Raw genomic sequence first — 23493 nt, forward strand, 5'->3', positions numbered from 1 at the left:
GCAAAAAAAATATCTCATGTCTTCATTTTTAAAACTAATCATAAAAGAAGTACGACGCGAAACCAAAGATGCGGTTTCCATACTCTTTAACGTTCCTGAGGAATTAAAACCCAATTATACTTTTATTGCTGGACAATATGTTAATATACGATTAACACTAGACGGTCAAGAAATTCGTCGTGCTTATTCAATTTGCTCTTCTCCGGAAAGTGGTGAATTGCGTATCGCGGTTAAAGCGGTAAAAAATGGAGCTTTTTCTCAATTTGCCAATACCAAATTAAAAGCGGGACAAGCACTTGAAATAGGAAAACCGGAAGGAAAATTCACATTTGAACCTCAAGCCGACCGACAAAAAAATTACGTGGCTTTTGTATCTGGAAGTGGTATAACACCCGTGATTTCGATCTTGAAAAGCGTCTTAAAAAGTGAACCTAAAAGCTCTTTTGTACTGGTTTACGGTAACAAAACACCAGAAGGAACAATCTTTAGTAAAGAATTACACGATTTACAATTACAATATGTAGGTCGCTTATTTATTCACTTTATTTTTAGTCAAGCCAAAGCAGAAGACGCTTTATTTGGTCGAATAGACAAATCTGCCGTAAATTATGTTTTAACCAACAAACACGCAGCATTAGAATTTGATAAATTCTATTTGTGTGGTCCAGAGGAAATGATTGAATTGGTTTCTGGCGTTTTGAAAGAGAAAAATGTAAAAGAATCGGCTATAAAATTTGAGCTTTTTACTTCGTCTTCTCATGAAAACGTAATAAAAGAATCATTAGAAGGGCATTCAAAAATTACCGTTATGGTAGATGATGAAGAAACTACTTTTGAAATGTCTCAAAAACAAACCATACTTGAAGCGGCGCTAAAACAAGGCTTAGATGCTCCTTACTCCTGCCAAGGCGGAATTTGCAGCAGCTGTCTTTGTAGAGTAACCTCGGGAACTGCTGAAATGACAAAGAATTCTATCCTAACTGATAAAGAAATTGCAAGCGGATTAATTCTTAGTTGTCAAGCACATCCCACATCAGAAACGATCTATGTAGATTATGATGATGTATAGAAAATAAAACTGCAATAAAAAAATTCCAAACTCCAACTTTAAAATTGGGGTTTGGAATTTTTTATTTTAGGATTTATCTAGATTTAATCTTCTAAATGTGACTCAACAGTGGACACTATCCTCTCTGGCGTAATCGTTCGCATCGCATTTTCATAACCAGGAACTTCTTTATTGCCATAAATAGAAGTGGGTAGCATGGGGTATTTTTCCCTGTCAGAAACTAATGAATTACTAAGCGGTTGATTAAAAGGCACAAATCCAGCATACGGATGCGTGGCACCCCAAAGCGTAATGACTTTTACTCCTAACATTGCCGCAATATGGGCATTTCCAGAATCCATAGAAATCATAACGTCTAAATTGCTAATGAGCGCTAACTCTTGTCGCAACTTGATTTTTCCCGCCATGTTAATAACATTGTCCTTTGAATCTGAAAGAGAATTCAAGATTTCAATTTCTTTCTTTCCTCCACCAAAAAGGAGTATTTTATACTTTGGATTTTCAGCTAATTGAAGGATCACCTCTTGCATTAAATCCAAGGGATAAACTTTAGAATCGTATTGTGCAAAAGGAGCGATTCCAATTAATTTTTGATTTTCACCTCCCATTAATTTCAGAATATCAGCATTTAAAGCCGCTTTTTCAGGAAATTTAGGATGAGATGAATCTATGGGAAAACCCAATTCTTCAAACACTTTTGCATGTCTTTCAAACACGGTAACTAATGGCTTAAAAATCTTATTTTCGATACGAGTTAATGCTTTTTTACCTTCACGTCCTTTATCTGTATAAGCAGTTTTTTTTCCGCTCAAGACAAATAATGTTCTCACTATTTTAGAACGTAACACGTTATGCAAATCGGCGAAAGCATCAATATCAAGCTTTTTCACCTCTTGAAATAACCGCAACAAACCCAAGAATCCTTTATGTCGTTCTTTTTCATCGAAAGCAAAAAAAGAAACGTTAGGTATTCCTTCAAAAAAAGGTTTAAAAAAAGGACGGGAAATGACGGTTAACTTAACCTCAGGATATTGATTTACAAAGGCCCGTAAAACAGGAACCGTCATGGCGACATCTCCCATTGCGGAAAGTCTCATGACGGCTATATGCTTCATTTTATTTGACAGATTAGTACTTGTCAACTATTTTTTCCCTTGGTACAAAACAGGATTTAATTCATCATCATTGTACATTTTCATTTGCTTGTACACTTTCATGAACTTATCTCCACTAGAAATGTCTATTAATAAATCATCAATTGCTGTAGACAAATCTGTTCTTTGTTCTAACAGAATATTTAATTTAGCCTGGCATTTATCTCTATGCTCTTGAGAAGCTTCTGCACGAGTTGCCTCTTCATTCATGTGATAAATTTTTAATGCCAGAATTGACAACCTATCAAAGGCCCAAGCTGGACTTTCAGAGTTGATTTTTGCATTATCTTTTGTTTTTACATCACTGTATTTTTGCAAAAAATAACCATCAATATATTCTACCATATCAGTACGTTCCTGGTTAGATGCATCAATTCTTCTTTTCAAAGTCAAAGCAGCAACAGGATCAATATTTGGATCACGAATAATATCTTCAAAATGCCATTGAACAGTGTCAATCCAGTTTTTTAGATACAATAAATGTTCAAATTGATCTTTAGGAAAAGGGTTATTTATAGGCTGATCAACATTATCAAATTGATGATAATCTTTGATGCTTTGTTCGAATACGGTATACGCTAATTTTGAAAACATAATTTATATTTTATAGTTACAAAGATACTTTTTATACTTTTATAAAAAAATTACAAATCACAAATCTAATCTAGAACTCAAAAATCAGTGCTAAATCTGCTTTGGGGACTAAAAAATGTTAATACCATAAATCATGCAAATTCACAATCTATCAGATAACAATACCGTTTTAAATCATTTTCTGAGCCAAATCAGAAATGTAAATATACATAATGACAGCATGCGTTTTAGAAGAAATATTGAACGCATAGGAGAAATAATGGCCTATGAATTGAGTAAAGAATTGCATTATAAAGCAGTCGAAATTCAAACACCTTTAGGTATAAAAAAGACTACAGAAATTTCTGATCAATTAGTTATCTGTTCTATTTTACGTGCTGGATTCCCAATGCATACTGGATTTTTAAATTATTTTGATGCGGCTGAAAACGGTTTTATCTCTGCATCAAGACACCACCCAAACAACGATGATTACTTTGAAATTCTTGTCGAATACCAGGCTATTGCTGATTTTAATGGCAAATATTTATTATTAGTAGACCCTATGCTTGCCACTGGACAATCGATTGTGGCAGTATTTAACCGATTGATGGAAAGAGGAGAAGCAAAAGAAATTCATATTGCTGTTGTAATTGCTGCTCCAGAAGGAATAGCTCATCTAGAAAAATACTTGCCTGATACTTGTCATTTATGGGTAGCCTCACTGGACGAGAAACTAAACGAGCATAGTTATATTGTACCGGGACTAGGCGATGCAGGAGACTTATCGTACGGAACTAAATTATAACTGAGAGAAAAAAGCAAAAAAGCTACAGGCTATAAGAACAACCAAAACCATTTCTTGCTTCAATTTTAACTGAGGCATTTCGATATGACTTGTTGCCATTATAGCCAAAGGAGCAACAGTAAATATCAGTAAATCATTACTTTTATTAGAAGAAACCAAATAAATTAATATTCCAATAAAAAAAGAAGCGATGATTTTTTTGAAGGAAGCATGTGTTACTAATGGTCTGTTCGATATTGTAGCAAACATCGAAATAACAAAAAACAAAGCCACAGTCGCATAGATTGACAAAGCACCGTTTTGATAATTATTAGTAAAATAATTAATTTTAAAACTAGTGTGAATACTGCTGTTAATATATTCTATTGCGCTAATGTCAAAAAGTATGGAACTAAGTGCAAAAAGAATTCCTACTGCAAAAAAAGCAATAATGGGCAATATCCAATTTCTATAATCACTGGAAACGTGAAAAATGATTGAAATAAAAACCAATACTAAATAAAGAATACTCCAAAAATGAAATAAAGAAGCTACAAAAATCCACAGTGAAGCATCAAATATTTTTTCTTTAGATGCTTTTAAAGACTGAAGAGAAAGCAACCTTCGAAGTGCTAATAGAATAAAGAAATTGGCAAAGACTAAATTAATATTGTCTAAAACCGAAGGGAAGAAAATCAAGAATAAAAAATAAAAAAAGATCGTGTAACTACTGTCTTTACTGAGACCGTTCTTTATCGAAATGAAATTTGTGATGAAAATAGAAGCCGATAAACCAAGTAAAATTCCAACTTTTTGAAAAATCAGTATAACAGAATTTGTCCAGACCAAATCCTGAATTTGATAGATTGAAAAAAAACTCAGTATTAAAATTACAACCAAAGAAAAATTTAATGGTGTAGATTTTTTAAAAAGACTTGTAATCATAAGGATATTTTATACTTTTGTAACTTTAAAACTGTAAATATAATACTTGTTTAAAAAGGAATCCCTTAAGTTGAAAAAGATTCTTAATAAAAGAATTTTTCACTGCCAGGAAATTAAAAAGAACAACAACATAATTTTAACGATATGAAATCATTTTTTGAAGGAATTCAATACCTATTTGTAAATATATTATTTGCTCCCTTGGACTTTTTACGTTCATTGGAACTTCAGTCATGGTTTGCTGCCAATACTATCAACTGGATTTTCATGATTATCTGTGCAATCGCAATGGTGTATTGGGTTAGACAACTAAAAATCTTTGATGACGCTGGAACTGAAAAACAAGATACTACTGCACACTCTTTTTTTAAATAAAATAACCTAACCCCAAATAAAATTTAGGGTTAAGTATCATATTTTTTTATAAAAGATCGTTACCAATATCTTTTCTATAATTCATCTTATCAAAATGTAGCTTGTCTATATTTTGATAAGATTTTTTTATGGCCTCTTGGAAGTCATTCCCATAAGACGTAATGGCTAATACTCTTCCTCCATTAGTAACAACAGTACCGTTGTCTAATTTTGTACCGGCATGGAAAACAATGGAATCAGTGATATTCTCTAATCCAGAAATGACTTTTCCTTTTTCAAAATCTTCAGGATAACCACCAGAAACAAGCATAACCGTAGTTGCACTTCTTTCGTCAACTTCAAGTGTTATTTCGTCCAATTTTTCATTGGCTACAGCCAAAAATAATTCAACTAAATCCGTTTTCAACCTAGGAACGACCACTTCTGTCTCTGGATCACCCATTCTTACGTTGTATTCAATAACAATAGGTTCGTTATTCACATTAATCAACCCAATAAACACAAATCCTTTATAAGGTATTCCGTCTTTCTGGAAACCGTCAATTGTAGGTTTAACGATGCGTGTTTCTATTTTTTCCATCAAAACAGCATCTACGTAAGGAACTGGAGAAACAGCTCCCATTCCGCCTGTATTTAGGCCTGTGTCGCCTTCGCCAATACGTTTGTAATCTTTGGCTGTTGGCAGAATTTTGTAACTCTTTCCGTCTGTAAGAACAAAACAGCTCAATTCAATTCCGTCAAGGAATTCTTCGATAACCACTTTTGAACTTGCGGCACCAAATTTTTTGTTCACTAACATGTTTCTTAATTCTTCTTTGGCTTCTGCCAAGTCATGAATAATCAAAACCCCTTTTCCTGCAGCCAGACCGTCTGCTTTCAAAACATACGGAGGTTTCAGTGTTTCAAGGAAATCACATCCTTTTTCTACAGTCTCAGCAGTAAAACTATCATAAGCTGCAGTTGGAATCTTATGTTTTACAAGAAATTCCTTTGCAAACTCTTTACTTCCTTCCAGTTGTGCGCCTAATTTTGAAGGGCCAATAACTGGTATATGGTTTAATTTATCGTCATTTAGGAAAAAGTCATAAATCCCTTTTACCAAAGGATCTTCCGGCCCTACAACAACCATTTCTACTTTTTTCTCAATTACAAATGCTTTTATGGCATCAAAATCTGTTGGACTCATGTTGACGTTCGTTGCAATCGAAGCGGTTCCTGCGTTACCCGGTGCTACAAAAAGAGTATCACAAAGCGGACTTTGAATCATTTTCCATGCAAATGCATGTTCTCTTCCTCCTGAACCCAATAGTAAAATATTCATGTGTTGTTATTTTAGTTGTCGTGCAAAAATAATTGCTTTTGCACGTAAATAATAATTAATTTTTAAAAACTTGTTGGTTCTCCCCTATTAGTTGCCGTTAAATATTATTTTTGACTAAATAAACTCATAAAATGCTATCTATTTTTGACTTATCGCTTCAATTAAACGGGTATCCGATAAAAAGGGCTAGTGCCGATTTATTGAAAATCACAGCGTTATCTGAAATGGATAAGCAGACTTTTATTGAACAAAAAAAGAAAGAAATCGTAGCTTTTCATTTGGAAAACAATCCGTTTTATCGGGATTTGGTTGGCGAAAAAGATTGTAGCACTTGGGCCGATTTGCCTGTTTTGAATAAAAAAAACTTGCAAAAACCTTTACAGGAAAGGCTTTCTAAAGGCTATACACTTAAAAATATTTATCGAAACAAAACCTCTGGTTCAAGCGGAGATCCTTTTATTTTTGCAAAAGACAAATATTGCCATTCTTTGACTTGGGCTTCAAACATCTATCGGTTTGGTTGGTACGGTCTTGATTTTAACAACTCATACCAAGCACGTTTTTATGGAATCCCAATGGATTTCATTGGTAATAAAAAAGAGCAATTAAAAGATTTTTTAAGCAAACGTTTCCGTTTTCCCATTTTTGATTTGTCAGATGCTGTGTTGGAAGAATTTCTGACTCAGTTTAGAAACAAAAAATTTGATTATATCAACGGTTACACGAGTTCTATTGTTTTGTTTGCTAAGTTTCTACAGAAAAAGCATATCGTACTAAAAGACATCTGTCCTTCACTTACAGTTTGCATGGCTACCTCTGAAATGCTTTTTGAGGACGATAGAATCCTTTTGGAAAAACAATTAGGCATTCCCATTGTCAATGAATATGGTGCGTCAGAATTGGATTTAATTGCTTTTCAGAATCTGGAAGGAGAATGGCAAGTAAATTCGGAAACCTTATTTGTAGAGATCTTAGATGACAATGATGCCGTTTTACCTCACGGACAGGAAGGTCGAATCGTAATCACTTCCCTTTTTAACAAAGCACATCCTTTTATTAGATATGATATAGGTGATATAGGAATATTGGATGAAAAAAGTACCATTCAAAAACCTATTCTCAAAAAATTAATTGGAAGGACAAATGATGTTGCCTTATTACCAAGCGGAAAAAAAGCACCCGGTTTAACTTTTTACTACATAACAAAAAGCATTATCGAAGACGACGGAAATGTAAAAGAGTTTACGATTAAGCAAACCAAAATTGATACTTTTGAGATAAAATATGTCAGTGAAACTGAATTGAATTTGGCCGAAATTCAAAAAATTGAACAAGCCATTATTCTATATTTGGAACCCAATTTGAAGTTTACTTTTATACGAAAAACCACCTTAGAAAGAAACAAAAGAGGAAAACTGAAACAGTTTAAATCGATGGTTTAATTTTCTTGATATACCATGGTTTTATGAACAATTGTGTGAATAAAAACAGTTTCATACAGGCTATTGCAAAAGGGAAAATAAAACCGTGAAACTTTCTATAAACAGCATAATTATATTTTATCAAATCAAACTTAGAAGTCGAAATGGAGTTATCTCTTACTCTATAATACGCTAAACTTTCAGTAACCGGATGGGCAACTTTTAACTTTTTAAGAACCGTAAGCCAAAGCATCCAATCTTGTCTTTTTCGAATAGGAGAAATAGGGATTTTTCCAAAATAATTAACATCATAAATAGCCGTCAAATTCCCAATATAATTACAGAAAAACAATTGCCTATAACTCAAATTCAATGGTGCTTCGACTCTTTTATTTAAGGGTTTCCCCTCTTCATCCATGCAATCATAAAAAGAAAAAGTGAACGGTACATTATTTATCGTCAGGAAATCAATTTGTTTTTGAAGTTTCTCCGTTTTCCATAAATCATCTGCATCCAAAAAGGAAATATACCTTCCGTGTGCATTAGATACGCCACGATTTCTGGCAACACCAGTTCCAGAATTTTTGGATAATTTAGAGTATTTAATTCGTGTATCGTTTAAAGCAAGTTCTGACACAATAGAAAGAGTAGCATCAGTAGAACAATCATCAACAAGGATAATTTCCCAATTCACATAGCTTTGATTTTGGACAGAAAGAATCGCTTGCGAAATAAACTTTTCAGAATTGAATGTTGGAATAATTACAGATACAAGAGTACTTTCCATTTTTAATATGCTTTTTTATCTCCTCTTAGAATATTAACAATAGTCATGTGAATTATTTTTAAATCTAAAATTACAGACCAATTCTCAATATAAAATACATCCATTTTTATTCGATTAACCATGTCTTTTTCTGTCTCAATCTCTCCTCTATAACCACTTACTTGAGCCAGACCAGTAATCCCAGGTTTCACATAATGACGCATCATGTATTTTTTAATCTTACCAGCATAGGTTTTATTTTGTGACCAAAGATGAGGCCGCGGTCCAACAATAGACATATCTCCAAACAAAACATTTACAAATTGAGGCATTTCATCAATACTAGATTTCCGCATCAATTTCCCTATCCTAGTAACTCTAGGGTCGTCTTTAGAAGCCTCTGTTTCTGACACTGCATTTATTTGCATCGAACGAAATTTATAACAGTTAAATGGTTTTTCACCAATTCCTGGTCTTCCTTGCTTGAAAAAAATTGGGCCTTTGGACTCTAATTTGATTAAAATAGCCAATAATGGCGCTAACCAAGAAAGAAGACCAATTATTACAATCAATGAAAAAATGACATCAAAAAAACGTTTAAATATCTTTATTGTCGGCTCATTTAAAAGAGTGTCTTTCAAAGATAGTACAGGAAAAAAATCGTAATAATCTACCTTTAAATTCTTTGAAAAAATCTCTTTTGTGTCTGGAATGAATTTTATTGTTTTGTTATTTTCATCAGCAAATTCCACTAAATCTTTGAGTTGTGAATTTGAAACTTCACTCAAGGAGCAATATATTTCATCGACATGATTTGCTATTGAAAAGGTCTTTAAATCCTGTAAATTTCCCTTGATTTCCTGATTTCTTTTCTTATCTGAAAAATAACCCAAAAACTGATATCCATAATCTTTCCTAATTTCAAAAAGTTCTTTCAACTGGATAGATTCTGGTGTATACCCAACGATCACAGCAAATCTGCAATTATTCCCTATTATCAATCGGTATTTTTTCAAACAATAAAACAAAAAGAATTTTGAAATAGTGATTAAAATCAAGCTACATACTATGAATAGACCAATACGCTCTGCATTAAAAATAGCCTGATCCGAAAACGGGAAAAAAGCAATGACAATCAAAAGAAAAAGAACACCTTGCTTTATTATTTTTGAAATTATTTCTATAGGTTTTGTAAAACGATAGACTCCATAAAATTTTATAAGCAAAGCAATGGCAATCCAACCTAATCCTTGGTATATTAAATAGAAAATTAAATTTATTTTAAGGTCTTCGAATAAAAAAAAACCTAAAATAGAAATGATACATAAGTCCATTAAGATGCTTATTGGCCTTATGTATTTTGAATATCTTCCTATTTGGGGTAATGTCATGAGTAGCGAATCTATCCTAACTGAATTGTAATAGAATTAAATTTATTGGTTTAAAAGTATCCTTTTTTAATTGATGTATTTAGAGAAATCTTTGTGCTCTTCTTTTGAAAGTTCATCTTCTGATAATGATCTAAAATAATCATAGGTTATTTTCATTCCTTCGGCACGATTTACTGTAACGTCCCAACCCAATATTTCTTTTGCTTTAGTGATGTCTGGCTGACGTTGCAAAGGATCATTTTCTGGCAAAGCATGATATACAATTTTTTGATTGGTTCCCGTCAATTTTATAATCTCTTCGGCAAAATCTTTAATCGTGATTTCGTCTGGGTTTCCAATATTCACTGGATATACGTAATCCGAGTGCAACAATCTAAAAATTCCTTCTACCTGATCATCAACATAGCAAAACGAACGAGTTTGCATTCCGTTACCAAAAATGGTTAGATCCTCCCCACGAATTGCCTGACCTATAAATGCAGGAATCACACGACCGTCATTGAGTCGCATTCTTGGTCCGTATGTGTTGAAAATTCGAACGATTCTAGTTTCAACACCATGGAAAGTATGATAGGCCATAGTGATTGATTCCTGAAAGCGTTTCGCCTCATCGTAAACCCCTCTTGGTCCTATTGTATTTACATTTCCATAATACTCTTCGGTTTGCGGGTGAACCAATGGATCTCCATAAACCTCAGATGTCGATGCGATTAAAATTCTAGCATTCTTTACTCGTGCCAATCCTAAAAGATTATGCGTTCCTAGAGAACCTACTTTTAAAGTTTGTATCGGGATTTTTAAATAGTCAATAGGGCTTGCTGGTGAGGCAAAATGTAAGATATAATCCAATTTACCTGGAACATGAACAAATTTTGTAATATCATGATGATAAAATTCAAAATTCTCCAGTTTGAACAAATGTTCTATATTTTTTAAATCTCCAGTTATGAGATTATCCATTCCCATTACAAAGTATCCTTCTTTAATAAAACGGTCGCATAAATGTGAGCCTAAAAATCCTGCAGCTCCTGTAATAAGTATTCTTTTCATAATAAAAAATTTAGAAATAGGCCTGTATAAAAAATACAGAATGGAATAAAAAAACGGATCTCCGCTTTTATAATAAATTTTATTCTGTCAAAAATAACTTTATCATTAGGATTCCGAAAGTAATACCTATAAAATTTTTAGTATTGTTAATCGATTTACCAAATCCACTATTTACTCTACTATATTTGATGTTTTTTCTAACACAAAGACATTGTTAAAATAGGCATTTTTATCTACTGGCAATACTAAACTAAACAGCAGTCCAAAGAAATTGAAGAAAACGATGAAAGGAATAAGAAATACCTGTCTTAGATTCTTATTGCCGGGAAGTATGTTCTTTATGTAGTTTAACTGAAATTGAAAAATGACTTCAATATAATTCCCTGTTTTAAAATTTTCAATAACTCTAAAACCATGTTTTTGATATAAAAACTGTAGCGCTGGAGTAGTATATCTGGCAAAATCATAAGGCATTTCATGTTCTTCCCATGTAAATGGAGTTGTTATTATTGCTCTTCCCTTTTCTTTTAAAACTCGATTAAACTCTTGCAATAATTCATCAATATTAAAAACATGTTCCAAGACTTCGGTGGATAAAATAGAATCGAATCTTTCGTTTTCAAATGGAATCACTTTTCCATCATAAAATCGGTCAATTTCATCAGTATTTTGATCTCTTCCTTCAATTTTATAATCAACTCCTACGTATTCTTTCGCATTGACAAATAAATCCTTGTATGGTTTTGTACCGCAACCAAAATCTAATAATGAACCATCTAATTTAGTGGCATTATCCTTAATAGCTGAAAATAGCGACCTTCTAATCAGAAAATTATAGTTGATAAAAAAACCAAGTATTCCAGGATTAAATTTTTCTTTCTTTATTCTTTTTTTAATTATTTCTCTGAACATGAATTTGTTATAATTAATTGTAGCTTTTATAAATTGCTTCCAATTGTTTGATATTCGATTTAATTGAAAATTTTTCCGCAAAAACTTGCTGCGAATTCTTTGACATGCGCTCTAATAATTTTTCATCTCCAAGCAACTTTAAAATTTTCTCCTTGAATTGAATCACGTCTTCATTAATAACAAAACCGTTAAAACCGTCATTAATTAAATCCCTATTTCCGTCACAATTTGTTACGACACAAGGCTTCGATAATGCTAAACTTTCTATGACAGCGTATGGAAGACCTTCATATCGAGCTGTCGAAATATACAATTTAGATTGGTCAATTATATTAAAAACGTCTGTTCTTTCAGTCCAACTCAAAAGTGTCACTTCTTTCTCCATATCAAGTTCTTGAATAAGACTTTTTACTGATTCTAATTGATCTGAAACAGGCCCTACTCCCATTACCACTAAATGAATTTTAACTTCTTTATTCACCTCATTCATTACCCTAACCATCTGTTCAATATTTTTTTGATAAGAAGGTCGGCCCACGGTGCAGATATAATAATCAGGCCATGTTTTAGGAATGGATAAGGGTTCTATTTTTAATATTGGTTCAATACAGTTATTAAAAACGATGGTGTTTTGAGGATCAAACCCCACTTCATCAATCGCACGTTTTTTCTCAGAATTAGAGGTTGCTAACAGCAAACTGCTTCTTTTTGCCAGCAGTTTTTCAATAGCCAGAAAAATGCCTCTTTTTAATTTACTTTGGGTGCTCAAATAGGAGAAAGCATGCGGTGTATAAATTACTTTTACACCTAATATTGGTCCTAAAACCCTTCCTATTATCCCTCCTTTAGCACTATGGCTATGAATTAGATCGGGTTTTTCTTTCTTTAAAATTTGGTAGGTTTGATAGGTAGCTTTTAGATCATTAAATATTGATATTTCTCTAAAAATTGAAATTTTATACTCTTTTAGATTCTTCTTATTTTTATCCAAAAAAGGCACAGCGGTGTCTTTAGTGCCATGAATGACTATATTTTCAAATGAATCTGTATCAATGTTATTTAATAACAGTCTTACATAAATATCGACTCCTCCTAAGGAATGTAATAGATGAGCTATTTTCGTTTTTGCCATTTTAATTATATGCGCAATTTATCCATTTGCATTTAAATCCAAATGTATCATTATTTTAATGATTACATAGTATTGCCTTAAATTATGCCATTCGAATCTTTAAAAAAAAGACAATTCAATTTATGAAATATATTCAGTTTCTTTGATAAAAAAAATAGCGATATTTACCAAAATTTTAATTTTACTATATCAAATAAATTCAAATGAAAAAAAGGTTTTTAATTGCAACTCTTGTTGCTTTATTTTCATTGTCTTGCGGAAACAAGAACGAGGAAACGCCTCAGCAAGATGCTATGCAAGAGATTGCACCTGCAACATCTAATGAAGTAAAAGTTGAAGTTACTGACTTTGACCGTTACGAAGGCAAAATTGTTTTAGGAACTAATGGTCAATGGTATTTAATAAAAGAAGGCGCTCGTTGGAGAACTAATTCAATAGCGGCAACAGATGATTATATAAAAACACTACCTCCTGGGAAAGATTATGTCGTGAAAAATGTGCCTATGGAAACACTACAACAATTTTCAGAAGTTGGAGAAATATATCCACATTTAGAATTTAAAAAAGATGTAATTGAAACCGCTAAATAAGCGGTTTTTTTTGTTTCATTCTAAAAATATTAAGTTACAATTGCCTCCGATTTTTGTTGAAGCCAATAACTAGCAAATATAGAAATCCATAATCCGCTGAAAACAATTCCATCAAAACGAAGCAGAAAATCATCTGTCAGGTTTGACATGAAAAACAAAAAAAAGAACGAAATTATCACTGCGTTTTTAGTCTTAATTCCCAAATAAGCAATAAATCCAATATAGAACAAGGCAACAATGGGACCCAATATTCCAAATTTCAATAAAAAATCTAAAAATTGATTGTGCGTGGGAAACTCATATTCTGCCAGAAATACTTGATTTGTTTCTTTAAAATACTTTACTAATTCTGGCTTTCCATCTGAGGCTCCTACTCCAAAAGGAAGATTCTTGAGTGATAGTTCCCAAGCAGATTTCCAGATGGATACCCTAGTAACAAAAGAGCTATAAACCGCTATTTCAGGATGATCAATCTCGTCTAGTTTCCCTACTTTATCCATATTCGAAAAAATTTGAGTCGAATACTTCTCTTTCATATAGGGATTCTTCTGTATGAATAAAAATAAAACCGAAGTAACCAAAACTAGAGAAATTATGGCTCTTTTAAAGATTACTTTAGAGCTGTAACTTTTTGAAATTTGGAAATAAACAACTATCAGAAAACCAATTAAAGTGGCTAATAAAGCCATTCTGGTGTTCACATACAAAACAAAAAAGAAGGAAAGAATGAAAATCAATAAATTGCTTATTTTGGTCCATTTACTATAATTGATTTTGGAAGCTTCAAACAAGAAATAAAAATTAGAAAAAGCAACAAAAGCCAAATGCATATTGAGCGCTGGTGCATGAATACCAATACTATCAGCAAAAACATAGCCCATTTCCCAAAGGTCATTCCCATTAAGGTATTTAAAGAAATGCTCCGGATCCAACACTATAAAACGCACAAAAAAGAAGGCCATAATAAGCGTTGTAGTGATGCAATAGGCTTTCAAAATTTTTATAAATTGAATACGCTGATAATTCCCAATTATAAATATTGGGAAAAAGAGTAGCGAAACACTTTTCTCTAATGATTTTAAACCGAGAGCGTAAAAATCATTATTCCAAAAAAACAACATTTCCATTAAGAATGGAGCTGCCACTAACAAGATAATTGGCAGTTGCTTTTTTGAAATTTTTATTTTTTTTAAAAACAGCAAATTGAAAACTACAAAAGCTATCAAAAAAACGGTACATAGTTTTCTGAAAATTAATGTAATAGCAATTAGAAACAGAAATAAATTAAATAATTTGTCGAATGTCTTTTCTGAAATCTTCATAATACAATGCAAAATATATTAAAGGAAAAAGCCCTATTTTATGTCGGATAGAAGTGCCTAAATCTGGTTCAAATATACCTTGAACGATAAAAAAAGCAAATAAAATCAATAAGGTCCATAACTCAAATTGATATTGTTTCCTGTTTTTTAAACATCTGGAAAACCGGACAAACAAAATATAAAATAGCAATAACTGCCACAATACAAAAACCAATACTTGTGGTGATAAAATATGTTTGATTGCTTCAATTACGGGTACATTTACAGCCATAAAACCATAAACAATACCAAATGCCTCTCCGTACCATGTGTCTTGCGATAGTGGCGATACTACAGCCGTATTTATATTCTTTTTATTTATATTCTCAACTACATAATTTTCCCTTGTTTGCTTCGAAATATACTCCCCTTTTATAACTCCATGACTCAGTGATAAAAAAATCGCGATCAATATTCCATAAAAAATAATCGATATTGTTTTGTTTTCAAATTTGATAAACGACAGTACATACATCCCTATTGCAAATATTGGCATCAATAGATAATAAGGCCTGAAAAAAGAAAAACAAGCGATTAAAATAAGTGAAAACGCAATTTTAAATACTGGCTTTTTATTGGATTGAAATATAAAAGGAATAGTACAAAACATTAAAAATGTAATGAATTCCTTAGTGGGCATCGACATATATATTCCCAAAAGCAAGAACCCAATATAGACCAAAATGTTTTTTACGTTTAGCTTATGAAAGTTGTACGGAACCCCAATTTTATATAGTATGTAAGTTACTATGGGAAATTGAATCAAGGCAATAAGAAAAAAAGAAAGATGCCGTAAACCTGTAAGTTTATAAAACATAATCGCAAACGGATAACTACCCAACCAGCCTATTTCGTGCCCTTTGTCAAACACAATTATTACAGTATCATTAAAATACCTTTCTGGTAAAATATAAGGCGTCAAAAAGGCAACTAGTAAATTGCAAAAAAACAACCCTATAAATACTGCCTTATTTTTTTTAACTAGTGTTCGCATTTTTGCTTTTTATAGGAAACCTTAATTTGTTTATGAATAATTCAGTTAAAAATCGATGCTGTTTACAATCGATTTTTAATGAAATAGAACCACTACTTTATCTTTTTTATATATAATTATTGATGTAATTATATTCCAAAAAAGTAAACTCGCAACAAAAGCAATTGCTGCTCCTGTCATTGAATACATTGGGATTAATATAATATTTAGAAGTAAATTGAGTACTACTGCAAAAATCAAGACGACTTGGAAAATACTTTGTCGTCCCGTCATATTCAAATAAATCGCAGAAACTCCAAAAAAAGAAGCTAACAATTGTCCTAGCATTAATATCAAAAGCGCCTGTTTACCTTCTATATAGTTTTCTCCAAAGAAATATAAAATATCTTCAGAAAACAAACAAACGGTTATAACCACGGCCAATGTCAACATAACAATTATTCTAGCGCTTTCTTTCAATGTTTTTACTAATTCTGCCTGATTCTTTTCAGTATAAAGTTGTGCAATTTTTAAAGAAACAGAAATATACACGGAGTTATTAATCATGAACAAAACAGAAACCAACTTCATCACAATTGAATAATAAGCGACTGTTTCATCTCCTTTAAACTTTTTCAAAAACACCACGTCAAAGGTCATCATCAAGAAAATAGCTAAATTACTAATAGCCATAGGATATGATTTGTGGGCGATAAAAGAGTAGGTAAAACGATCAATTCCATTTGCTAAAACTGATTCCTTTTTTTGCTTTTCGAACAGTCTAAAAACAATAATCGTCGTTATAATCGATAGCGCAACAAACCCGATCAAAAAAGTATCTACCAAATAGCTTTCCTCATGTATATAAAACAAGACGACAGCCCCAATAATAACGGAAACATACTTAAAGGTATTTCTAAACAATTCAGCAATATAAATTTTGTCTAATGCTCTAATTGTTTCTGTGTTAAATAAAGTTATGGAATAGAAAAACAAGGCGATAATGGCCTTAGCCATGAGTAAATAAGTACCTTTTTGGTTAAAAAAAACATTAATTCTATTTTGACCAATGATGAAAAATACAGTCAGTACCAGCATAGAAATTGCAAAAATCAATTTGACAATTTTTTTATAAATCGCTTCTAATTTTTCTGTTTCATTACTGCTTTTTAATATGCCAGTAAAATACAATATGGATTGATCTGTGCCCAGAACGCAAATACTGCTTAAAACCAATAAAACCATTCTTATAAAGTCAAATTGACCAATGATTTTTGGGTCGTAATTATGGGTTAAAAACAATGAAAAACCAAAAAGAGTGAGTACCCCTATGATTCTTAAAAACATAGTTGTAAAGCTCTGTAAAACAATTGGATTTTTTTTTATTTTATTGAAACCCATATTGATTTTTTTCAAAATTTCAGGAAATTGTATTTGTTGAATTAATTAAATGCCTATTTGATTCTGCCTTATTTTAAAAGAAATTATATCAATTGTGCCTTTTTCATTTGACTTTTATAATACTTTAAAAATAAGTGTATAAAAATAAATGAAAGCAAAAACAAAATTGGCAAAACCAGTTTTAATTTACCATTGATTGACTTGCTGTTTTCAATATTTAATGTGGTACTATTGTCCTTTATAATTTTGTTTAATCCAACTAATTGTACTCTATGAACTCCCTGTTCGTTAATCAACATTTCTTTGGTTTTAATAACATCATTTAGCTGGGTATTTTCATTATAATAAACCAGTTTATCACTTTTTTGATTGCCATTTACCCTATTAGAAAAACCATTCAAAACACCATCAATTTGTGCAATAATAGTGTCATTTTGATTCATTTTTACTTGAATATTACGCACCGTCTCTTTTTGTACCTTTTCATAGTAATCCGTTTGGTTCAAAAAATTTAAGATAGGCTGCACAGTTTCTGAATCATTTGTTCTTTTATTGGTTTTAAAGGTAATGGTATGTAAGGTATAATTCTTACTTGTCAAATTATCTTCAAGGATTTTATTAATGTCACCAGCCTCCGCCATCAACTTGATTAATTCAAAATTTTCTGATTTATTTTCAATGAACTTATAAACATCATTTATTGGATTCACCTCAATTTTCACTATTTCTTTAGGCTTCCTTATCCCAACAACCTCTTTAAGAAAAACACTGTCTCCCTCGCGGATTTTAGATTGAATCAAATCAATCTTAGAATATAAATAATCGGTGCTTCCAAAATTTGGTGTTGCTATAATTCGATGATCATAGATTTTCTGTGTTTTATCTAAAAACATTCCCAAACTAAATCCAACGATCAACAAAATGGCAATCACAACAGCATTTTTCACAAAAAACCGAATACAATTGAAAATCAATGTATTAATTCCTTGAAAAAAGCTTTTTATCTTTTTAGATATTTGTGTTAAATCAATTTCTTGATCGTTAGTATTATGTTGGGGTAAGTTTACACTCATATTATAATTCTATTTTACGTTGAAAATTTGTTCCAATATTTTAATGGTAATCAAATAAGTAGGTTTTACTCCTGTTGTTCCAAGTCCACCTGAAGCTAATGTACTTCCTGTTTCTAATGGATTATCTGAAGCATAATAAGCATATCTTACTTTTACATCTTGTGGTACACTTTTTCTGATTTTTGAAGCAGATTGAATGGCTTTTTGATAATAAGAACCTTCCATTTCCAGACCTATTACTCCCCAAGTAGATTCATGGAAAAATTTTAATAAATCTCTATTTTGAAGCGAAGTTCCTAGTACAGTAACCATCGGCCCTGCAAAAACAGCAATATCATTTCCTTCAAACATTTCAGCGGTTAATTCATTTTCGAAAAAATAGTTATCAGCTGTCCCTTCATTGATATGGGCATTTGGAATCATAATATCTCCTTTTCCACCTTCAAGAATACCCGCTTTTCCCATTATGGAAACGGATTCCACATTAAGCAAAGTGTCTTTTTTAAACGGTTTCAACAACTCATCAACCGTTTCGTAAGCTTGTTCCCCAAAAGCATAATCCATTACAATTAAAACTGGTTTTTTATCTCCTAGTTTCGCTGTAGGAAATGAAGAGTGCGCCCAATTAATTTTGGCAGTATCAAAAATTTGCACATCAATATTAGTTCCAGATGTATCCGGAATCGAAATCATACCATATTTTAAGGCTACTTCCTCTACTTTGTTTCTAACTTCATTCGCACCAGATTTGCTTAATTCTTCATAAATAAAGAAATCAGATTTATCTTTAAACTGCGTTTTTAAAACGGTTGTGGCAAAAATAGAATTCATCACAGAGTGCATATTCGCGCTTATAACATGAATAGGACGGTCTAAAAGTCCCTGCTCTTTTAATACTTCCTTGATATTAGTAGCCCAAATTTCACCATGAATATGATGTCCTAGTCGCTCTCTTAAAATAGGGCTAAAAGTGATAGTTCTTTTTTTGTTGTCGATAATTTCTTCAATCGCTAGCTTCCCTAACCAGTAAATAACATGTAAAAAACGATCTGGTGCAGTTATTGAACCAAAGGCATCATATATGTCCAATACTTCTTCAAAGGTTCTCCCAAGAATATTAGCTGTATGTGAGATTGCTTTCTCTTTTTCTACAAGAGATAATTTCTTATTTTGCGAAACCGCATATTGCAATTTCATCCAATCGCGTGAAACTTCGCCGGCATCGTCCAATAAAACTCGATTTCTGATCTTATGGGATTCGATAAAAATAAAAGTCAAATGGGTTAAAATATCATAAATATCTGAACGACCACGAGTGATTTCCACATTCATTTGCTCCTCATCAATTCGATAACAATTTCTTTTTCTTTTAGGGGGAATAATTGCTTGGAAATGCGATTTAGAATATCCTTCTGCAGAGGTAAGGTTTATAAATCGACATTCCTCAATTCCCAAAGGAAGTCGTTCAATAACATACAAAAGGCCGTTTAATTCCACTTTCTCTTCTGCAATATTTCCATATATTTCAGGACGCAATGCTAATAAAGCTTCACGTAAAGTGTCTCCAGAAATTCCCATTGGTTTATAGAATCCCCTGTTAAACAAATGACGCATTGTAATGTACATTTTCTCTATGGCAGCAGATGATTCTTGTGCTCTTGAACGTGATATATTTTTAGTTTCTTTCATTTTTTTATTAGTATTGGTATCCAAATGTAATCCTTTTATGCCTTGCTTAGTAAGTCCGCAATGTTTCTGTTATCAGAAAGTCTCGGGATCTTATTTTGTCCCCCCAGTTTCCCAATAGATTTCATATAGTCTTGAAATCCATTTTTAGTCACTTTTGTTATAACTACTTTTTGCAAGATGTTTCCGATAATTAAATCGTCATAGTACATATTTTGTTTTCGCATGGCATTATCAATCGCTTCCGCAAAAGCAACGAGGTCATCTGGTTCGTTTTCAAATTCAATAAACCATTCGTGATAAGGCAATCCGCTGACAGGTGTTATTTGTGGAGCAACTGTAAACTCATTCACTCGGGCAGATGTTCCTTCCACTGCTTCCTGTAAAGCACTTTCTACCTCCTTAGCAATAACATGTTCTCCAAAGGCAGAGATATAATGTTTAATTCTTCCCGAAACGATAATTCGATACGGTTTTAATGACGTAAACTGTACTGTATCCCCAATATTATACCCCCAAAGTCCAGCGTTAGTTGAGATGATCAAAACATAATTGACCCCCAATTCGACTTCTCCAATGGTATAGCGTCTTGGTTTATCAGAATAAAATTCGTCGCTCTTTACAAATTCGTAAAAAATTCCCGCATTCAGCAACAGCAGCATTCCCTTTTCTTTCTGAGAATCCTGGTAGGCAAAAAAGCCTTCCGATGCCGGAAACAATTCAATAGAGTCTACTTTTCTACCTATTAAATTTTCGAACTTGGCTCTGTAAGGTTCATAGTTGACTCCCCCGTAAATGAACAAATTAAAGTTCTTAAAAATTTCTCCTATATTCTTTCCTCCTTTTTGATGCAATCTTTCAAAATACATTTGCACCCAAGATGGAATTCCTGAAATTACAGTCATATTTTCGTTGATGGTTTCATCAACAATAGCGTCAATCTTAGTTTCCCAATCTTCAATGCAATTGGTTTCCCAAGAAGGCATTCTGTTTTTTTGTAAATATTTTGGAATGAAATGGGCTACAATTCCTGATAATCGTCCAAATTGTATTCCGTGTTTTTCTTCCAAAACCGGGCTTCCTTGTAGGAAAATCATTTTCCCGTCGACAAAATCAGCTTTTCCCGTTTCATGTATATAATGTAAAATGGCATTTCTAGCCGCTTCAATATGATAAGGCATGGATTCCTTTGTAAGCGGAATGTATTTTGCTCCAGAAGTAGTTCCTGATGTTTTGGCAAAATAAAGCGGTTTTCCTTTCCAAAGAATATTTTCTTCACCTTTTACTACTTTTTCCACATAGGGTTTTAAATCCTCGTAATCTCGAATTGGAACTTGTTTAGCAAAATCTTCAAAGGTCTTTATTTGGTCAAAATGATGATCGATTCCAAATTCTGTCTTTTTTGCTTCTTTAATTAATGATTTGAAAACAGCTTGTTGGCTCCCAACGGGATTGCTGGCCCAAGCTTGGGTTTTCTTGTATATATTTTTGGCAAATAGTTTTGCTGCGGCTGATTTTACTGACATAGTTTTTTTTGGTTTTGCCTCGAAGGCAGGAAGTCTATATTATTTTGAGTTTTTACTACCACCCTTCGGAGTCGCTGGTTGGCGTTTCTTCTCTTCTTTTTCTACTTCTTTTCTGAGTTCCAATTCTTCTTCTGATGCCGATAATTTTAGTTGTGGCACTACTTCTGCGCTAGACGCAAGAATGGAATCCTTATTGAATTTTGCATAATCTAATTCTCCGTTAAGTACTTTTTGAATGGATTGAATATAGGCTTCATTTTCCTTCAGTGCGGTGGTTAATGAATCTGATTTTAAGGCTAATTCAGTCGCGTCTCTCTTTAATTTTGAAGAAGAATACCCCGGAATAAACTCTCTTAAGGGGGTAAAAGCTATTATAAAAGTAGTGACTGAAATCAAAAAAATGGCACCAATAGTGGCCACAACAAAAACATTCATTAAGTTTAATTTTAAAGAAAATATCTCTTCAAAAGTATCCTCATTCAAAATGACCAAGCGGTTTTTAGTGAATAATTTACGGTGAAGTTTTTTTCTTTTCAATCTTTTTCCTGACATACTTTTTCTTTATGTTACAAATATAATAATTAATGTCAACGAAAGTACTTTGGTCACTTACTTCGACTTAAATCATACCAATGAATTAATTTTAATACATTTTTAACCTTAACTTAATTAAATAATAGTTAAATTGGATTCTTATTAAGTTATTCTATTTACCTTTGTAGCTACATTTATTAAAAATTTGCTTCGGCAATAAAATATTCAATCATGGGAAGATTTGGTGTTACAGAAATCCTAGTTATATTAGCAGTTGTTTTATTACTTTTTGGAGGTAAAAAAATTCCAGAATTAATGAAAGGATTAGGAAGCGGAATTAAAGAATTTAAAAATGCCGCTAAAGAAGAGCATTCAACTGATAAAAAAGAAGACAGCAAAGAAGAAACTAAATAAGAAATATCTTTTCTTATTTGAATCCCAAACTCTAATGTATTATTAGAATTTGGGATTTTTTATGTTTAAAAATAATGTAGTTTTCTTCCTGTTTTTAAAAATTTAAACTAGGAGTCATTGTTGGTTACACTACCACCAATTTGCGTTGGCTAAATTGTAGCTATTTTTTTTGAGAGAAAACTATCAGTATCCCTAAATTAGTTGCTTTTCATTTACCCCTTTCTATTAAATAATACAGACTATCTTTTCAGGAATACGATACTCAATTATTACAAATACCTAAAATATACAGTAGGTAACGCAATAGTATTTCTTAAAGTTTTCTTAGTTATATAAAGACATAATCTAGATTGTCTACTTTTATCGCCAAAAAAAATTAAAAAATCATTACAAACAATTGAAATAAAAATGGCGAAAAAAAACAAACTGAGTAATAACATGCGTATCATTCACCGTTATTTAGGATTTTTCCTTGCGGGGATTATGGCTGTATATTCGATAAGTGGTATCTTATTAATTTTTAGAGAAACTTCGTTTTTAAAACAAGAAAAGAATATTGTTAAAACTATAGCAACCAATTTAAGTGGAGAAGATATAGGGAAAGCATTACATCTTAGAAAATTTAAATCAGAGCGTGAAGAAGGTGATGTCATTTTCTTTAAAGAGGGAACATATAATAAAAAAACCGGAGTAACCGACTATACAACTACTAGTCAACCTCTAATAATCGAAAAAATGAATCATTTGCATAAAGCAAAAACAGGCGAACCACTATTCTTTTTGAATGTGTTTTTTGGTTTATCCTTGCTTTTCTTTGTTATTTCTACATTTTGGATGTTTTTACCTAAAACAACTATATTTAAAAAAGGAATGTACTTTACTGCAGCAGGAATCGTACTAACACTATTAATGCTCTTTTTGTAAGCTGAAATAATATCTCCTCATACTCAAATAAAAAAACCATCTTTAAAAAAAGATGGTTTTTTTATGAGAAGTTTGGTCTTTATTGTTTAATGCCTTTCGGCAAATGATACTGTAA

The 23493-nt window shown here is 32.0% G+C and carries 23 protein-coding genes; 7 read left to right on the plus strand and 16 right to left on the minus strand.

Going from position 1 to position 23493, the window contains the following annotated elements:
- Positions 1-16 precede the first annotated feature (16 nt).
- A complete protein-coding gene (locus QO182_RS14015) occupies positions 17-1069 on the plus strand; it encodes a 2Fe-2S iron-sulfur cluster-binding protein (RefSeq protein ID WP_371537909.1) in 1053 nt (350 codons plus the stop codon).
- Positions 1070-1152: 83 nt separating this feature from the next.
- On the opposite strand, the gene QO182_RS14020 is transcribed toward QO182_RS14015, so the two are convergent.
- Positions 1153-2166, minus strand: coding sequence for a glycosyltransferase family 9 protein (locus tag QO182_RS14020; RefSeq protein WP_371538254.1), 1014 nt, complete (start codon positions 2164-2166; stop codon positions 1153-1155).
- A 45-nt stretch (positions 2167-2211) separates the two neighbouring features.
- Positions 2212-2817: a DUF4254 domain-containing protein gene (locus QO182_RS14025; protein ID WP_371537911.1), complete on the minus strand. Its 606-nt coding sequence runs from the start codon at positions 2815-2817 to the stop codon at positions 2212-2214.
- A gap of 133 nt (positions 2818-2950) precedes the next feature.
- On the opposite strand from QO182_RS14025, the gene upp reads away from it, so the two are divergent.
- The gene (gene upp / locus QO182_RS14030; protein ID WP_371537913.1) at positions 2951-3604 is read left to right on the plus strand and encodes a uracil phosphoribosyltransferase; all 654 of its coding nucleotides are present in this window, start codon (positions 2951-2953) and stop codon (positions 3602-3604) included.
- Here upp and QO182_RS14035 read toward each other — a convergent pair.
- Positions 3599-4528: a DUF6427 family protein gene (locus QO182_RS14035; RefSeq protein WP_371537915.1), complete on the minus strand. Its 930-nt coding sequence runs from the start codon at positions 4526-4528 to the stop codon at positions 3599-3601. The two genes, upp and QO182_RS14035, sit on opposite strands and share 6 nt — an antisense overlap.
- A gap of 144 nt (positions 4529-4672) precedes the next feature.
- Here QO182_RS14035 and QO182_RS14040 point away from each other — a divergent pair, with 144 nt between their 5' ends.
- The gene (locus tag QO182_RS14040) at positions 4673-4903 is read left to right on the plus strand and encodes a uracil phosphoribosyltransferase (protein WP_371537918.1); all 231 of its coding nucleotides are present in this window, start codon (positions 4673-4675) and stop codon (positions 4901-4903) included.
- 46 nt (positions 4904-4949) lie between these two features.
- Here the strand turns inward: QO182_RS14040 and purD are convergent, their stop codons facing one another.
- On the minus strand, positions 4950-6224 hold the full coding sequence (purD, locus tag QO182_RS14045) for a phosphoribosylamine--glycine ligase (protein ID WP_371537920.1): 1275 nt from the start codon (positions 6222-6224) through the stop codon (positions 4950-4952).
- A gap of 131 nt (positions 6225-6355) precedes the next feature.
- On the opposite strand from purD, the gene QO182_RS14050 reads away from it, so the two are divergent.
- Positions 6356-7666, plus strand: a complete 1311-nt coding sequence (locus QO182_RS14050) for a phenylacetate--CoA ligase family protein (protein WP_371537922.1) — start codon at positions 6356-6358, stop codon at positions 7664-7666.
- Here the strand turns inward: QO182_RS14050 and QO182_RS14055 are convergent.
- The 5 genes from QO182_RS14055 to QO182_RS14075 form a co-directional block, all read right to left on the minus strand.
- Complete coding sequence (locus QO182_RS14055) at positions 7650-8432, minus strand: glycosyltransferase family 2 protein (protein ID WP_371562249.1); 783 nt, start codon at positions 8430-8432, stop codon at positions 7650-7652. The genes QO182_RS14050 and QO182_RS14055 overlap by 17 nt on opposite strands.
- A gap of 2 nt (positions 8433-8434) precedes the next feature.
- Positions 8435-9802, minus strand: a complete 1368-nt coding sequence (locus tag QO182_RS14060; protein ID WP_371537926.1) for an exopolysaccharide biosynthesis polyprenyl glycosylphosphotransferase — start codon at positions 9800-9802, stop codon at positions 8435-8437.
- A 66-nt stretch (positions 9803-9868) separates the two neighbouring features.
- The gene (locus QO182_RS14065) at positions 9869-10852 is read right to left on the minus strand and encodes a UDP-glucuronic acid decarboxylase family protein (RefSeq protein ID WP_371537928.1); all 984 of its coding nucleotides are present in this window, start codon (positions 10850-10852) and stop codon (positions 9869-9871) included.
- A gap of 171 nt (positions 10853-11023) precedes the next feature.
- Positions 11024-11764: a class I SAM-dependent methyltransferase gene (locus QO182_RS14070; protein ID WP_371562251.1), complete on the minus strand. Its 741-nt coding sequence runs from the start codon at positions 11762-11764 to the stop codon at positions 11024-11026.
- Positions 11765-11777: 13 nt separating this feature from the next.
- On the minus strand, positions 11778-12896 hold the full coding sequence (locus QO182_RS14075; RefSeq protein WP_371562253.1) for a glycosyltransferase: 1119 nt from the start codon (positions 12894-12896) through the stop codon (positions 11778-11780).
- A gap of 203 nt (positions 12897-13099) precedes the next feature.
- Here QO182_RS14075 and QO182_RS14080 point away from each other — a divergent pair, with 203 nt between their 5' ends.
- Complete coding sequence (locus tag QO182_RS14080; protein ID WP_371537936.1) at positions 13100-13486, plus strand: hypothetical protein; 387 nt, start codon at positions 13100-13102, stop codon at positions 13484-13486.
- A 29-nt stretch (positions 13487-13515) separates the two neighbouring features.
- Here the strand turns inward: QO182_RS14080 and QO182_RS14085 are convergent, their stop codons facing one another.
- The 7 genes from QO182_RS14085 to QO182_RS14115 form a co-directional block, all read right to left on the minus strand.
- On the minus strand, positions 13516-14631 hold the full coding sequence (locus QO182_RS14085) for an O-antigen ligase family protein (RefSeq protein WP_371562255.1): 1116 nt from the start codon (positions 14629-14631) through the stop codon (positions 13516-13518).
- 139 nt (positions 14632-14770) lie between these two features.
- Positions 14771-15841 carry a hypothetical protein gene (locus tag QO182_RS14090; RefSeq protein ID WP_371562257.1) on the minus strand — a complete coding sequence of 357 codons (1071 nt, stop codon included), beginning with the start codon at positions 15839-15841 and terminating at the stop codon, positions 14771-14773.
- Between the two features lie 75 nt (positions 15842-15916).
- Positions 15917-17167, minus strand: coding sequence for an MATE family efflux transporter (locus QO182_RS14095; RefSeq protein ID WP_371562259.1), 1251 nt, complete (start codon positions 17165-17167; stop codon positions 15917-15919).
- A gap of 137 nt (positions 17168-17304) precedes the next feature.
- Positions 17305-18294 (minus strand): hypothetical protein, encoded by a 990-nt coding sequence (locus QO182_RS14100; protein WP_371562261.1) that lies wholly within the window; start codon positions 18292-18294, stop codon positions 17305-17307.
- 9 nt (positions 18295-18303) lie between these two features.
- A complete protein-coding gene (locus QO182_RS14105; RefSeq protein ID WP_371562262.1) occupies positions 18304-19983 on the minus strand; it encodes a hypothetical protein in 1680 nt (559 codons plus the stop codon).
- A 35-nt stretch (positions 19984-20018) separates the two neighbouring features.
- Positions 20019-21506: a GH3 auxin-responsive promoter family protein gene (locus tag QO182_RS14110; protein WP_371562264.1), complete on the minus strand. Its 1488-nt coding sequence runs from the start codon at positions 21504-21506 to the stop codon at positions 20019-20021.
- Positions 21507-21545: 39 nt separating this feature from the next.
- The gene (locus QO182_RS14115; RefSeq protein WP_371562266.1) at positions 21546-22058 is read right to left on the minus strand and encodes a peptidase; all 513 of its coding nucleotides are present in this window, start codon (positions 22056-22058) and stop codon (positions 21546-21548) included.
- Between the two features lie 213 nt (positions 22059-22271).
- On the opposite strand from QO182_RS14115, the gene QO182_RS14120 reads away from it, so the two are divergent.
- Together QO182_RS14120 and QO182_RS14125 are read left to right on the plus strand one after the other, a co-directional pair.
- A complete protein-coding gene (locus tag QO182_RS14120) occupies positions 22272-22454 on the plus strand; it encodes a twin-arginine translocase TatA/TatE family subunit (RefSeq protein WP_371537953.1) in 183 nt (60 codons plus the stop codon).
- Positions 22455-22862: 408 nt separating this feature from the next.
- The gene (locus QO182_RS14125) at positions 22863-23378 is read left to right on the plus strand and encodes a hypothetical protein (protein ID WP_371537956.1); all 516 of its coding nucleotides are present in this window, start codon (positions 22863-22865) and stop codon (positions 23376-23378) included.
- Positions 23379-23493 lie beyond the last annotated feature (115 nt).

It is taken from the genome of Flavobacterium sp. Arc2, from assembly GCF_041431385.1.
Lineage (GTDB): Bacteria > Bacteroidota > Bacteroidia > Flavobacteriales > Flavobacteriaceae > Flavobacterium.